We start from the raw sequence: 14925 nt of genomic DNA, 5'->3' as shown, positions 1-14925 counted from the left end.
CAAGTGGCTACAGACATTTTTTTATTAAATATTTCAGGACAAGATAAACCAGGATTAACATCATCACTTACTAGTGTTTTAGCAGAATACGATGCTAAAATATTAGATATAGGTCAGGCTAACATTCATGATACCTTATCTTTAGGAATTATGTTTGAAATTAAAAAAGGTAAAAAATCGTCGGCTGTGCTTAAGGATTTGTTATTTAAAGCCTATGAATTGGGGATTAAAGCCAAATTTACACCTATTTCGCTTGAAGACTACGAAAACTGGGTCAACGAGCAAGGTAAAGATCGCTACATCGTTACTATTTTGGGCGAAAAATTAGCAGCAGAACAAATATCTGAAGTCACTAAAATAATTTCGGAAAAGAATTTAAACATCGATTCTATAAAACGATTAACAGGACGATTATCACTTGTTAAAAAAACAGAATATCCTAGAGCCTCTATTCAATTATCAATTAGAGGGGAAATAGGAGATAAGTCTGATTTCACTAAGAAATTCATGGAGATTTCAAGAGAATTAGATGCAGATATTGCTTTTCAAGAAGATAATATTTTTAGGCGTAACAGACGTTTGGTTTGTTTTGATATGGACTCAACACTAATTCAAACGGAAGTTATTGATGAACTTGCAGAATTAGCAGGAGTAGGAGCGCAAGTAAAAGCTATTACAGAATCTGCCATGCAAGGTGAAATAGATTTCAACGAAAGTTTTAAGCAACGTATGAAACTCCTAGAAGGTTTAAGTGAATCTGTATTACAAGAAGTTGCAGAGCGCTTACCAATTACCAAAGGTGCCAAACGATTAATCGATACGCTTCATTATTACGGATTTAAAACCGCTATTTTATCTGGTGGATTTACGTATTTCGGACATTATCTTCAGAAAAAACTAGATATTGATTATGTTTTCGCTAATCAACTTGAAATTAAAGATGGTGCTCTAACAGGTGGTTATCTTGGTGACATTGTAGATGGTAATAAAAAAGCTGAATATCTTCAACAGTTAGCAGAAGAAATGGGAATTGATATCAGTCAAACCATTGCTGTTGGTGATGGAGCTAATGACTTACAAATGCTTAATCTTGCTGGTTTAGGTATTGCGTTTCACGCAAAACCGAAAGTAAAAGATAACGCACAAAGTTCTATTTCTAGTATTGGATTAGATGGTGTATTGTATTTGTTGGGTTATCATGATCGTCAGATTGATTTATTATCTTAAACTTAATGATGTAAAGTAGATTTCATAGTTTATAAATCTATCTTAAAGTCTTTATACTTCTTCCTAAATATGCTAATTTGGCACAATATTCGTTATGAATGATGTGTTCAACCTATAAACGAAAAATGATTGCTAATGCGTAACCTTGCCCTTATTTTTATATGTACTTGTTTTCAATTTAATTTTGGGCAAGACCTTTTCAAAAATCCATTGCTATCTAAAGATCCCATTCAACAACAGAAATGGGTAGATAGTTTGTACACGTCTATGACTATTGAAGAAAAAATAGGTCAGTTATTTATGGTTCAGGTCTTTTCAGATAAAGGAAAAGCACATGAGGATGGAATTGCTAAACTGATAAACAATCAGCATATTGGAGGCTTAATATATTCTAACGGAGGACCAGTTCGTCAAGCGAAATTAAATAACGAATTACAAGCCGCTTCTAAAATTCCATTGTTAATAGGTATGGATGCAGAATGGGGTTTGAGTATGCGATTAGATTCTACTTACGCGTTTCCATGGAATATGACTCTTGGTGCGATTACCGATAATGAATTGGTAGAACAAGCCGGACGACAAATAGGAGAGCATTGTAAACGCTTAGGTGTGCATTTTAATTTTGCACCAGCCGTAGATATTAATACCAATCCTAAAAACCCTATCATTGGAAACCGCTCTTTCGGTGAGGATAGAGACAATGTTACAGAAAAAGGTTTGGCCTTTATGAAAGGTATGCAAAGTGCTGGAACATTAGCAAACGCAAAACATTTTCCAGGTCATGGAGATACTGAAGAGGATTCTCATTTAAAATTACCTACTATCAATTTTAGTGCAAAACGTATTGATTCAATTGAACTATATCCATATAGAAAGCTCATTAAACAAGGTTTAGCGAGTGTTATGGTAGCACATTTAAACGTGCCGAGTTTAGAATCGCGACGCGATTTTCCATCGTCTTTATCTAAACACATCGTTACCGATATTTTAAAAGATAGCTTAGGGTTTAATGGTTTAATTTTTACTGATGCCTTAACCATGAAAGGTGCAGCAGATTATGTGGAAAAAGGTGTAGATGGTTCAAGAGTAAAAAGTTTAATTCAAGGAGGCGAAATTGATTTAATGGCATTTTTAGCAGGAAATGATGTGATGCTAATGTCTGAAGATCCGGAAAAAGGCATTGCTAAATTTGTTGAAGCATTTAATAATGGGACTATAACTGAAGAACGTTTAGCACATTCAGTAAAGAAAATATTGATGGCTAAATACAAAGTTGGTTTAAATAATTATTCACCAATCGGAATTTACAATTTAGTGGAGGATCTAAACAGGTTAAAAGACGATTTACTCTATGAGGAACTCATGGAAAATGCCATTACAGTAGTTAAAAACACCAATGAGATATTACCGCTTAGAGATTTAGAAACTAAGAAAATTGCTTATGTATCTTTAGGTGATGACGATGGTTCTGCATTTTTAGATGAACTAAAAAAGTACACCAAAGTCCACGAGATTAAAGGCGTTAAACTCGATGAGATAATTACAAAACTTCAAAATTATAATACGGTTGTTGTTGGTTATCATAAATCTAATGCCAATCCATGGAAAAGCTTTGAATTTTCACAAAAGGAAATGGCATGGTTGTATGAAATTGCAAGAACCAATACTATTATTTTAGATGTTTTTGCGAGACCTTATGCTTTAAATGATTTACTGTCTGTTGAAAATATTGACGGGATTGTAATGAGTTATCAAAACAGTAAAATAGCTCAAGAAAAATCGGCTCAGCTTATCTTTGGCGCCATTGCAGCAAAAGGTAAATTACCCGTTAGTACAGGTCAATTTTTTCCTGTCGGAACTGGTGAAGCGTATAATTCTTTATTGAGTTTGAGTTATGGTTTGCCAGAACGTGTTGGTATGGACTCGCATCTTTTAAGTCGAATAGATTCTGTTGCTAATCGTGCTGTAGATGGTAAAATGACACCAGGAATTCAATTAATAGTAGCTCGGAAAGGTAAAGTGATTTACAATAAGAATTTTGGCTATCATACCTATGCGAAAAAAGAAAAAGTGAATTTTGATGATTTATATGATGTCGCTTCATTGACAAAAATATTAGCAACACTTCCTGTACTTATGGAATTGGAAGAACAAGGTTCGTTATCCTTAGATGATAAATTAAGTAATCTAATCCCTGAGTATAAAAACACGAATAAGAAAAATGTGACGCTAAAAAAAATGCTGTCGCATTATGCGCAACTCAAGCCATGGATTCCATTTTATTATGCCACTCTAGATTCGGTTACTAAAAAACCAAATCCACGATATTACAGAAATATACGTTCAGAGGGTTTTACAGTAGAAGTAACTAACACACTCTTTATGCGTGATGATTACCAAGATTCTATTCAAAAAGTCATTCGTGATAGTGATTTATTATCAAGCTTAAGATACCGTTATAGCGATTTACCTTATTATATTCTTAAAGGGTATCTCGAAGATTTTTATGATAAACCACTAAGCGAAATCACCGAAGATCGTTTTTATAAATCTTTAGGTGCGAATTACACCACGTATAATCCAAGAAAGAAATTCAGCTTAAAAAAAATAATACCTACTGAAATTGATGATTACTATCGTTTTAAAGAAGTACATGGGTATGTACATGATATGGGAGCAGCTATGCAAGGTGGAGTTGGAGGCCATGCTGGTATTTTTAGTAATGCTAATGATGTTGCCAAAATAATGCAGATGTACCTTCAAAAAGGGTTTTATGGAGGTAAACGCTATCTTAAAAGTGAAACTATTGATAAGTTTAATTACTGTTATTACTGTGCAAAGAATAACAGACGAGGCATAGGCTTTGACAAACCACAATTAGGAGAAGAAGGTCCAACTTGTGGGTGTTTATCTATGACGAGTTTTGGACATTCTGGTTTTACAGGTACCTATGCTTGGGCAGATCCTGAAGAAGAAATTGTATATGTATTTTTAGCTAATAGAACGTATCCAGAAGCGGGAAAAAATCTATTGCTAAGAGAAAATATTAGAACTGATATTCAGCGCTTAATTTATGAGGCAATTATAGATTAAATTTTAAAGTTGTAAGTTTTTAAATCCATTTTAGACTATTAATTAAATTTTAATGTCTGGTTGAGTATAGTCGAAATATTAATGTCATACGGCAGCGCTCAAAGAGACATCATTGATATAATATAAACATGAAAATAGGAATAGTTTGTTACCCAACATTTGGAGGCAGTGGAGTTGTAGCTACAGAATTAGGCATAGAGCTTTCAAAACGTGGTCACGAGATTCATTTTATAACGTATAGTCAGCCTGTACGATTAGAATTGTTGAGTAATAATGTTCATTTTCATGAAGTACACGTACCAGAATATCCATTATTTCTTTACCAACCATACGAGTTAGCATTATCGAGTAAATTGGTAGATATGGTAAAGTTGTATGGTATAGAGTTATTGCACGTGCATTATGCCATTCCTCACGCTTATGCAGCGTATATGGCGCAGCAAATGTTAAAAGACGAAGGTATTTTTGTTCCTATTGTAACCACCTTGCATGGTACAGATATTACCTTAGTTGGTAGTCATCCTTTTTATAAGCCTGCAGTAACGTTTAGTATCAATAAATCTAACGCAGTAACATCTGTTTCAGAAAGCTTGAAGAGCGATACCATGCGTTTATTTAATATAAAAAGAGAAATTCATGTCGTACCAAATTTTATAGATTTAGAAAAGCACGCTCATAGTTTTACCGATTGCCAGCGTGGCATGATGGCAGAGGATGATGAACGCATTATAACACATATAAGTAATTTTAGACCTGTAAAACGTATTTCCGATGTGATTAAAGTGTTTTATAATATCCAAAAGGAATTACCAGCGAAATTAATGATGGTAGGTGAAGGACCAGAAAAGGAAGCTGCAGAAATGTTAGTTGAAGAACTAGGTATTACTGATCGTGTCATTTTCTTTGGGAATAGTAATGAAATAGATCGAATTTTATGCTTTAGTGATTTGTTTCTTTTACCGTCACAAACCGAGAGTTTTGGTTTGGCAGCGTTAGAAGCTATGGCTAGTGGAGTACCTGTTATTTCAACAAATACAGGTGGATTATCGGAAGTTAATGAAGATGGTTTCTCAGGATACTTGAGTGATGTAGCTTCTATTAATGATATGTCTGAAAATGCTATAAAAATACTATTAGATATTGATACTTTAAATCAGTTTAAAGCCAATGCAAAAATTCAATCTCAAAAATTTGACCTGCACAATATTGTACCAATGTATGAGGCTATATATGAGGAAACCCTTAAGGAATTTTTAGTGCACTAAGTTATTTTAAGACCTAGTTTTTTTATTTTCTTCAGTATTCAGTATTCAGTATTCAGTATTCAGTGTTCAGTGTTCAGTATTCAGTATTCGGTATTCGGTATTTTAGGTTGGGTTGTTAACCGTATTTTAAATATTTCTGCGTAATTTTTTAGAACTTCTAACAATCTAACAATCTAACAATCTAACAATCTAACAATCTAACAATCTAACAATCTAACAATCTAACAATCTAACAATCTAACAATCTAACAATCTAACAATCTAACTACCACATCTCACTAACTTCTTGTTTTATGAAAGCAAGGGCTGCATTACTAGGTGCTGGTTTATCCATAAGATCGGTTAAAACGACTTCGCGAAGTTTATTTGCGGTATCAGTTTGTTCTTGTAGAGTGGCTTTTCTAATCAACTGAATAGTCGCATTTTTAGCCGCTTGTGTTATGGACCAACATTGATCACTAACGTAGATTTGTTGAGATAAATTATGTTCGAATTCTTGCTCTATTGTTGCAATAAGTAAACTTTCGTAATCCTCTTTATTAGAAGATGTTGGATTCACTCTTGTAAGAAGTTTTGAAGGTGCAATTCGCTCTAAGAAAAGTGACATGCGTTCGTAGGCTTGCAAGCGTAATGGAAAACTTTCTTTTTGCAAATCCTTCTGCAATAAAAATCGCCTTCTGCTATTTTCATTCTCTACATGCTGCTTAAAAAAATAGTAGGCAACTAAACCTACAATAGCAGCAGGAGCAATGTTAAAAAGTAATTCGATAATGTTGTCAATATCCATAGCATAAATTTAGAATACAAACTTAAAACCTTTCAATCTATTGTACAAACAAAACAGGTAATTGAATGAACACTATGTTTAATGGAATGAAGTCGCGTTTACAGCTAATGGTTGGGTCTCGTTTATGTCTTTCAGGTTAATTTGCCTTAGCTATTGATTTTATTTTTTATAAAATACATACAGTGCCAAATAGTCTATAACCTGCTTAACATAATGATACTGCTAATTAGTAATTCTATACGAAATAATACTGTATTTATTGGTTATACAACTAGGGAATTAACGAAACACTAATTATATAGATGTATCCAGAACTATTCAAATTCTCGTTGTCAGATTTTATGACTGGCCTATTTAACATAGGGCAAGTAACGGTGTATAGTTATGCAACTTTAATTGTACTCGGTACTCTAATTGCCGCGTTATATACCAAATGGAGTGCGAAAAGGGAATTAGGCATAAGTAATTTACCTAATAGCTTTTTCTATATGATATTCATTGCAGGTTTTATCGGAGGAAAATTGTTTTTCTATCTACAAGATCCCTTATTGTACATTAAAAATCAGAGCCTATTGTTAAATAATTTCTCTGGTGGTTTTGTGTTTTATGGTTCATTTGTAATCATTATACCTTACGTTATTTGGTTTTTGAAAAAACAAAACTTCCCCATTCTACCAATGCTAGATATTTTAGCTATTACTACAACAATAGTGCATAGCATAGGACGCCTAGGTTGTTTTTTAGCGGGTTGCTGTTTTGGTTCTCCAACAGATAGCAGCTTTGGATTGGTGTTTCCAACAACACATACTATATCGGTTCATCCTACACAATTATATGAAGTTACGCTGTTAGTGGCCATCATGTGTATTCTTTTTATAATCAAAAATCATCAACAATTTAAAGGCCAATTATTTCTAATTTACTTAATGCTTTATGCCTTTGGAAGAGGAGTTCTAGAACTCTTTAGAGGCGATGATAGAGGCTATATTATAGAAAATACACTTTCGCATGCACAATTTATAGCGCTTTGTTTTATTGCTATTGCGGGCTATTTCTATTATAAATTTCACAACCAAATTAATATAAGATCAACTAATACTTAAGATTATGAGAACCCATGTGTTAAAAACAATTTTGCCAACGTTGTTACTACTAGTAGCTGTATTTATTATTGGTTCAGGCTGTACAGGTGAACCTCAAGACTACTCCTATCATTGGTATCCTGACTTAGACCAAGATGGTTTTGGTGATAATTCCGTAAGTCCAACTATTCAGCACGATCAACCATTAAATTATACGAAGGATAATCACTCCGATTGTGATGATACCAACGCTGATATAAATCCAGATGCCATAGAAATACCTGATAATATTATTGATGAGAACTGTAATGGGGCATTCGGAATTACTTTTTATAAGGACTCAGATAATGACGGTTTTGGTGATCCAGAATCAGGTTCTATTTTCGAAATTGAACTAGGAGCTGATGCTCCAAACGGTATGGTTTATAATAATGCAGATTGTGATGATACTAATGATATGATTAACCCCTTAGCAGATGAAATTGTAGGCAATGATATAGACGATAACTGTAATGGCGAGATTGATATTGATGATATTAGATATATTGACGCTGATGGAGATGGCTATGGCTCAAGTGAACAATCTCCTGCAGAAGGTGTGTTTAATAGCTTAGATTGTGATGATACTAATCCTCTTATTCATCCTTATGCTAAGGAAAATAAAGAGAATGGAATTGATGATGATTGCGACGGTACGGTGGATGAAATCGTCTAAAAAAATAAAATTTTAAAAATAATAAGAATTAGAGGGTAACAATTTATCGATTGACTTGATATAACCTCGAACGTCAGTTTTCAAAGCGTTAACTGAATTATAAAAAACAAAAATATAAGAATTATGAAATCAATTTTAAAAACCATTTTATTACTAGCCATTACACTTACTCTATTTAACTGTGACAACGATGATGACAATGCGCCAAACATAAGTGTTTGTAGTTATGAAGGACTTACCGCAGAATTACAAGGGGTCCTAACGTTAATACCAGCATCGGACTTGGTTACGGATTATTTTCCAAATAATTATGGACCAGGTGTTGGAGCGTATGAAGTGAATCAAATTAGCAATATGGGCGGTACGTTCGTTGTAACAAGAGCTGTTACTAATGGTGCTGTAGATTCAAATCCAGAAATTAGAATCAATGATACAAATTATTCTGGTGTGGTGACTTGTCAAAGAGCAGGAAGTGCTGTAGGGGATGAGATTCGATTAGATATTGTACTAGCCTCAGGTGAAGAGGTAGAATTATGTGTTGTAATTGATTATGTAGCCCCTTAAAAAGCTAATTATGAAATCATTAAAAAAAACCGTATTGATGTCGGTTATAATACTGACTTTTTTTAACTGCGACAATAATGATGATGCGACGTCAGCAGCTTCAACAGATGGATTTACAATAAACTCAACATTTCACGAATCTGTAAATGCATACGTCACTATAGATCAATTAGACAGCAATGCAGATGGTAATCCGGATCATTACAACTTTATGTTTACTGATGGAAGAATCACAGATTCTTTTGGAGATGTAGGTCTTGGTTATGCGTATGCCTATTCGGTTAATACAACTTCAAAATTGGCTTTAATAAAAATATCCGTAGATGATAATGCAAGTTTATCTACGAGTTTAATTTCTACTGGTAATACGTATATTGGTTCTAGCTTAAGTACTGGTGTACCTAATTACTCAGCAGATTCTTTAATAGCTTATGACGGAGTTGTTTCCTCTTCTTTCGGAACAGAAAATGGAATTAATTATGGTCACCTTCCAGAAACAAGTGGAGTTTGGTATACTGTAGGAACTATAGGACCGACGGTGATCATAAATGCAATAAACATTGATACAAATGTGCCATCAAATAGCACAATCGATGTAGACTATACTTTTTTAGCTTCAGATGGCACTTCTATTACTGGTCATTACGAGGGAACTTTAGGAATAATATTAGATTAAAACAATTACTATGAAATCATTTTTTAAATCGATGCTTTTAATGGCATTAGTGCTCTTGAGTTTTAGCTGTAGTAGTGACGACGATACAATTATACCAACCTTAAATACGAGTGAGTATTTTAAATATTCAATAAATAATGGTCCTGACCGTATTTTTGATGCTTACGCTAGAGGACGGTATGAGCCAAATCCCAATTCTACGTTTGAGAAATTTTATTTTAGAGCAGGTGCGGCAACGGCAGATGGTGCGACTGTTATTGTTGATGCCGATTTTACGTTTCAAGATTTTACATCATTCACTAATACGACTAATTTTAATTGGGGAGTATCGGATGGTCTAACGGCTAATTTTTATTTCACAGAATTAACTCCTGGTCATACGTTTTTGTCTAGTTGGACGGTCATGCCAAGTAATCCTATTGTGTGCACAATTACCGTGCACCCAGTGAATGTAGGAGACTATATAGAATTTACTTTTCAAGGTGATTTTTTACTTGCGACGGATAATTCTATTCAAGGATCGATAGTAGGAGAGGGTAGAGTTTTAAGAGAATAAGTGATTCAAATAAATAATAAAAATTATGAAACGCGCATGTTAAAATTATTAATAACAAAGATCTGATTAATAACGAACAGCATGTGACCTTCGAAAAAAATAAACACATGAAAACAAATATAAAAACGATAGTATCAACATTAGTCGTATTATTGGCTTTTAGTTGTAGTGATAATAGCTCTTCAAGCGGTTCTGGAAGCACCATAAATGCGGAGTATGCCTATATCACAGATGGTACAGATTTAAAAATTATTGATATTACGGTACCAACCGCACCAACTTTAGTAAATAGTATTGCGGTAAATACCTCTTACTTTGTAAGTGTATCTCCGGATGTGGCATATGTTGCTCAATATGATGTTACTGAACCTTATTTAAGTATCATAGATATTAGTAATGTAGCATTGCCAAGTATTCAGGCAGAGATTCAAAAAAATAATACACTTGCTTTTAGTTTATTAAGTGATATGTATACGGTTAACAATGTGGCTTATTTAACAGATGTTTATAGAGGTTTACATGTTGTAGATATCGCTAGTTTTAATTTTACTAGTCAATTAAATTCTGGTGGAGATGCTATGAGCCTCACAAAGGTTCAAAATGAATTATTTGTCATAGATCAAGCCAACGGTTTACATTCTTACGATGTTACAACACCAGGAACTCCTGCGGCAACAGGAACAACAAATACCACAGATGTTGATACGGCTTCTTATGGTGATGCTCCTTTTGGTCAATATCATTCTTGGGTTGAAACCGATGGAACTTACCTTTTTGTTGCTAATACAATAGATAAGAAAATAAAACAATTCGATGCTGCGACGCTTACGTTAGTTAACGAGGTTAATATAGAAGGATATCCTACAGCTTTCGCAATTCATAATGGTAATGCTTATGTAACCATGAAAGCTAGTGCAAATGCTCCTCTGCAAAATAGTTCTGATAGTGTTAGAATGTATGATTTGGCTACACTTTCCTTACAAGATATGAAAATATTATCGAGATCAAGTGGTGTAGCATTACATGGAAATTACGCTTATGTAACAGATGCAAATGGACTTCATATTTATGATATCAGTGGTAATGATTTTGTATTAGAATCTTCTTTAGGAACTGGTTTCGGAAATTTTATAGCATTAGGTCAATAAAAACAAACAAACGTTACATAGAGCTTGATTGCTAAGTTTATAATGTAAAACAGAAATTGTATTTCGACTAAAAAAATAATTAAAGATTAAATTTACAGTTATATTTAGCCTTCATACAACTAAGAAATAAAGACAAACAATTTTATTGAAACATAACAAACTCTATATCACAATTTATTTTCTTCTGATATGGAGTTTTTCATTCGCACAACAATATACCAATTATGCGACAAGGGACGGTTTGCCTAGTAATCACGTCTATACTATTATGCAAGATGCTAAAGGCTTTATGTGGTTTTTAACCGATAAAGGCATGGTGAGATATAATGGTAAAACATTTAAAACCTTTACTACAAAACAAGGTTTACCTAATAATGATGTTTGGGATGCTTTTCCCACGCCAGATGGTAAAATTTGGTACATGTCTAAATCAACTCATTTAGGATATATAGAGAATGATAGTGTGTTATCATTTCCTAATGAAAATGAAGAAGAAACCATAAACCCTATATACTCAATTCAGCTAAATAATGAAGTTTATCCGGCAGGACCCAAAAAGATTTATAAGTTAAAAAATAACGTATGGAGAAGTTTTGAAATTCAAATAGAAAATAAAACAAGAGAAGATTATACCACTGTTTTTAATGATAAGGTGGCTTATTTAGGCATGAGGTTAGAAGATGAAATCCTAAATGTTTATGATAACCAAAATCATATTTTAAGTAAAAGCTCTACTAAAGGTATTATTAATCAAAATAGTTCTCGAGGTCAGATAAGTGATAGCTTATTTTTTTGGGCTTCGGAAAAAACTTATAGTATTTTAAATCTAAAAACATATGCTTTAAAAAGTTTTAAATTTATAGATGAAGTTGGTATAGAAACTTTAAAATACCCTAGAATTAATTTAATTGGAAATTCAATTCAAATCTCAGGAGATCGCTTTGTAGGCACACTGAATAGGGATCTACATATCTCAAATCCTTTTTTCTTTCCGCCAGAGTTAAATGCACATTTTGGTTTTATAGACCAACAGAATACGGTATGGCTAGCTACGTTTACTAACGGAGTTTATAAATTATCTTACATAAAGCAAAACATAGTTTACCGCTTTAATAATGAAAAAGTTCAAAACTTAAATTATATAAATAACGAGTTGTTTGCAAGTGTTTATAATAAAGGATTCTTCAAATACAATCCTATAAATAAAACCTTTGATCCCTATATCGCTTCTGACGATTATAATTTTGGCGGAGTTTACATTGATAGCCTTAAGCGCACGTATTTCTTAAAACATTCAGGCATTATTTCCGAAGGAGAACAAAAAAGAGTAGACATCAACTTTAATGAAAATGCAAAATCATCACGACATATTAACTCGTTTGTAAAGAAACTGACTTTTTTTAAGTCCAATTTATATGGTATTTATTCTTTTGGAATTTTTAAAATAAATGCTGAGAGCTTTAATATAGAAAAAGATATCATTCTAAAAGGAGCTAATGATTTCTTAGTTTTTAATTCCCGATTGATCATAGCCACCAATAATGGCTTAAAGGAATTAGAAAGCGATACTATAAAAAAAATAGAGTTCGACGATGGAATTTTTAATAAACCATTACTCAGTATTAAAGCATTATCGGAATCAGATATTTTAATTAATACCGATGGTTTTGGGAGCTATATTTCGGATTTAAGAACGATGAAGCCTTTAGAATATTCTGAATTTTTAATCGTTCAAGATGCATTTATTCAAGACAACGCGATTTGGTTAGCAACTAATTCTGGAGTGTTGCATTATACCAGGATCAACAACGAATACAAATTAGTTAGAACGTATAATAGTAACGATGGTTTACCAAATAACAATGTTAATACCGTTAGTGTTGTCAAAGAAGACTTAATTGTTGGGACTAATAATGGATTGGCCATTGTGCCAATTAATCAGACAAAAAAGGATTTATTAATTGATGTCTTCATCACTGAAGCCACATATAATGAACAATCCATTACCAAAGGTCATACTGCATTTCATTATGACAATAACAATGCGGTAAATTTTAAATTTGAAACTATCGATTATTCCGAAGATAGGCTTAAAAATGAAGGGTATTTCTATAAGTTAGAACCCTTGCAAACCGATTGGGTTCATACCACAATTAATTCCGTAAATTATAATAATCTTCAGCCAGGAAATTATGTGTTTCAGGTATATAATAAGTCCATTTCAAAGGATATAAGTTTCAAAGTTAAAGCCTTGTGGTGGCAAACGTTTTGGTTTAAACTCATAGTAGTATTAATCGGTATTTTTCTTATTGTTTTAATATCGAGATTCATTGTTAAAAAATCTGAATTCAAAAAGAATCAAAAAATATTTGAAGATAAACGTCTAATAGAGCTTCAGCTAAAAGCCTTACGCTCACAGATGAATCCACATTTTGTGTTCAATTCCTTAGCGGCAATTCAATTTTATATTAACGAAAATGATTTTGAAGCATCAGAAAGGTATCTGGTGAAATTCTCTAAACTTATCAGACAGTTTTTCGAACTCTCTAAAGAAAACGAGATCTCTTTAGCTTCAGAAATAAGCTTACTTCAAAGTTATTTAGAAATAGAAAAACTGCGTTTTAAGGAGAAACTAAGTTTTAAAATTAATGTTGATGACGGTTTATTTGTGGAAGATATAAAAGTGCCGACAATGATTTTACAACCTATTATTGAAAATGCCATCAATCATGGTTTATTTAATAAGGAAGACAAGGGGACAGTTACCGTTAATTTTAAAAAAGGAGATGAGGGTAGTTTAATTGTAGAAATTATAGATGATGGAGTAGGATTTGTAAATACAGCTAAGGGACAACGACAAGGGGTGAAGTCATCGAGTGTTTTAAAAGACCGATTGCATTTTCTGAATAATTCTAAAAAATGGAATATCTCGTATTCAGAGCAAGAACTTTATCCAGATCAATACGAAAAGGGGAATAAATCCATATTTATAATGCAAAAATTATGATTGAAAATCTTACCGCGGTAATTGTCGATGATGAAATTTCGAATATTAAAGGCCTGCATAAAAAAATTAAAAATTTATTTCCAGATATTCACGTTGTAGGTAGTTACCAAAAACCAGAATTGGCTATAGCAGCCATAAAAGAGTTAAAGCCGCAATTGGTCTTTTTAGACATACAAATGCCAAGAATAAATGGTTTTGAATTGTTAGAAGCTGTTGAGGTGATTGATTTTCAGGTCATATTTGTAACAGCATACAGCGAATATGCGATACAAGCATTTAAGCAAAACGCGATTGACTATATTCTAAAGCCGATTGACGACATAGAATTAAAGTTTGCCGTTGAGAAAGCGATTAAAAGCGTGGAAGCTCAAGATAATGTAGAACTAAATTCAAAGTTGTTAAAGTTAATTTCAACTACAGTTACAGACAATAATAAGCTGATTGTTCCTACCGTTAAGGGCTTATCCTTTATTCCCCAAGATGAAGTTTTACATATTGAAGGCTATGAAGGTTATACTAAAATCCATTTAGAAGATAATTCTACTTTAATGAGTTCTTATAACTTAGGGAAGTTTGAAAAAGTGGTGTCCTCTAATTTTTTTAAATGCCATAAATCGCATATCGTAAATCTCAATAAGGTGAGACATTTTGAAAACGAAGGGTATTTGGTATTAGAAAATAAACAACGTATTCCAATTTCTAGAGCTAATAAAAAAGCGTTTCTAGAGCTATTTAATTAAGTAGACTTACGAGCAAAATAAGATAGAAGCGCAATGCAATTTCAAGCCATTAGCAATTAAAATTT

At 32.8% G+C, this 14925-nt stretch carries 12 protein-coding genes; 11 read left to right on the top strand and 1 reads right to left on the bottom strand.

Features of this window, described 5'->3' with window-relative positions:
* Positions 1–3 precede the first annotated feature (3 nt).
* From serB to bshA, 3 genes are all read left to right on the top strand, one after another.
* A complete protein-coding gene (gene serB, locus HM992_RS14415) occupies positions 4–1227 on the top strand; it encodes a phosphoserine phosphatase SerB (protein ID WP_317167554.1) in 1224 nt (407 codons plus the stop codon).
* Positions 1228–1362: 135 nt separating this feature from the next.
* Positions 1363–4320 carry a glycoside hydrolase family 3 N-terminal domain-containing protein gene (locus tag HM992_RS14410; RefSeq protein ID WP_179320176.1) on the top strand — a complete coding sequence of 986 codons (2958 nt, stop codon included), beginning with the start codon at positions 1363–1365 and terminating at the stop codon, positions 4318–4320.
* A 128-nt stretch (positions 4321–4448) separates the two neighbouring features.
* A complete protein-coding gene (gene bshA, locus HM992_RS14405) occupies positions 4449–5585 on the top strand; it encodes an N-acetyl-alpha-D-glucosaminyl L-malate synthase BshA (protein ID WP_178985666.1) in 1137 nt (378 codons plus the stop codon).
* A gap of 265 nt (positions 5586–5850) precedes the next feature.
* On the opposite strand, the gene HM992_RS14400 is transcribed toward bshA, so the two are convergent.
* Positions 5851–6372, bottom strand: coding sequence for a DUF7935 family protein (locus tag HM992_RS14400; RefSeq protein WP_179320175.1), 522 nt, complete (start codon positions 6370–6372; stop codon positions 5851–5853).
* A 341-nt stretch (positions 6373–6713) separates the two neighbouring features.
* On the opposite strand from HM992_RS14400, the gene HM992_RS14395 reads away from it, so the two are divergent.
* From HM992_RS14395 to HM992_RS14360, 8 genes are all read left to right on the top strand, one after another.
* Entirely contained in the window at positions 6714–7475 is a 762-nt protein-coding gene (locus HM992_RS14395) for a prolipoprotein diacylglyceryl transferase (protein WP_229720503.1), read from the top strand.
* 4 nt (positions 7476–7479) lie between these two features.
* Entirely contained in the window at positions 7480–8169 is a 690-nt protein-coding gene (locus tag HM992_RS14390) for a putative metal-binding motif-containing protein (protein WP_179320173.1), read from the top strand.
* 123 nt (positions 8170–8292) lie between these two features.
* Positions 8293–8733 carry a hypothetical protein gene (locus tag HM992_RS14385; protein ID WP_179320172.1) on the top strand — a complete coding sequence of 147 codons (441 nt, stop codon included), beginning with the start codon at positions 8293–8295 and terminating at the stop codon, positions 8731–8733.
* A gap of 10 nt (positions 8734–8743) precedes the next feature.
* Positions 8744–9409 (top strand): hypothetical protein, encoded by a 666-nt coding sequence (locus tag HM992_RS14380; RefSeq protein ID WP_179320171.1) that lies wholly within the window; start codon positions 8744–8746, stop codon positions 9407–9409.
* Positions 9410–9419: 10 nt separating this feature from the next.
* The gene (locus HM992_RS14375; protein ID WP_179320170.1) at positions 9420–9965 is read left to right on the top strand and encodes a hypothetical protein; all 546 of its coding nucleotides are present in this window, start codon (positions 9420–9422) and stop codon (positions 9963–9965) included.
* 107 nt (positions 9966–10072) lie between these two features.
* Positions 10073–11113 carry an LVIVD repeat-containing protein gene (locus HM992_RS14370; RefSeq protein WP_179320169.1) on the top strand — a complete coding sequence of 347 codons (1041 nt, stop codon included), beginning with the start codon at positions 10073–10075 and terminating at the stop codon, positions 11111–11113.
* A gap of 145 nt (positions 11114–11258) precedes the next feature.
* Positions 11259–14120 (top strand): sensor histidine kinase, encoded by a 2862-nt coding sequence (locus tag HM992_RS14365; protein ID WP_179320168.1) that lies wholly within the window; start codon positions 11259–11261, stop codon positions 14118–14120.
* Positions 14117–14860, top strand: a complete 744-nt coding sequence (locus HM992_RS14360) for a LytR/AlgR family response regulator transcription factor (RefSeq protein WP_195806628.1) — start codon at positions 14117–14119, stop codon at positions 14858–14860. The genes HM992_RS14365 and HM992_RS14360 overlap by 4 nt, the downstream gene beginning before the upstream one ends.
* The last annotated feature ends 65 nt before the right edge of the window (positions 14861–14925 follow it).

The organism is Winogradskyella helgolandensis (assembly GCF_013404085.1).
In the GTDB taxonomy this organism is placed as follows: Bacteria; Bacteroidota; Bacteroidia; order Flavobacteriales; family Flavobacteriaceae; genus Winogradskyella; species Winogradskyella helgolandensis.
Note: the sequence above shows the minus strand (reverse complement) of the source record. Positions and strands in the feature narration are given on the sequence as shown.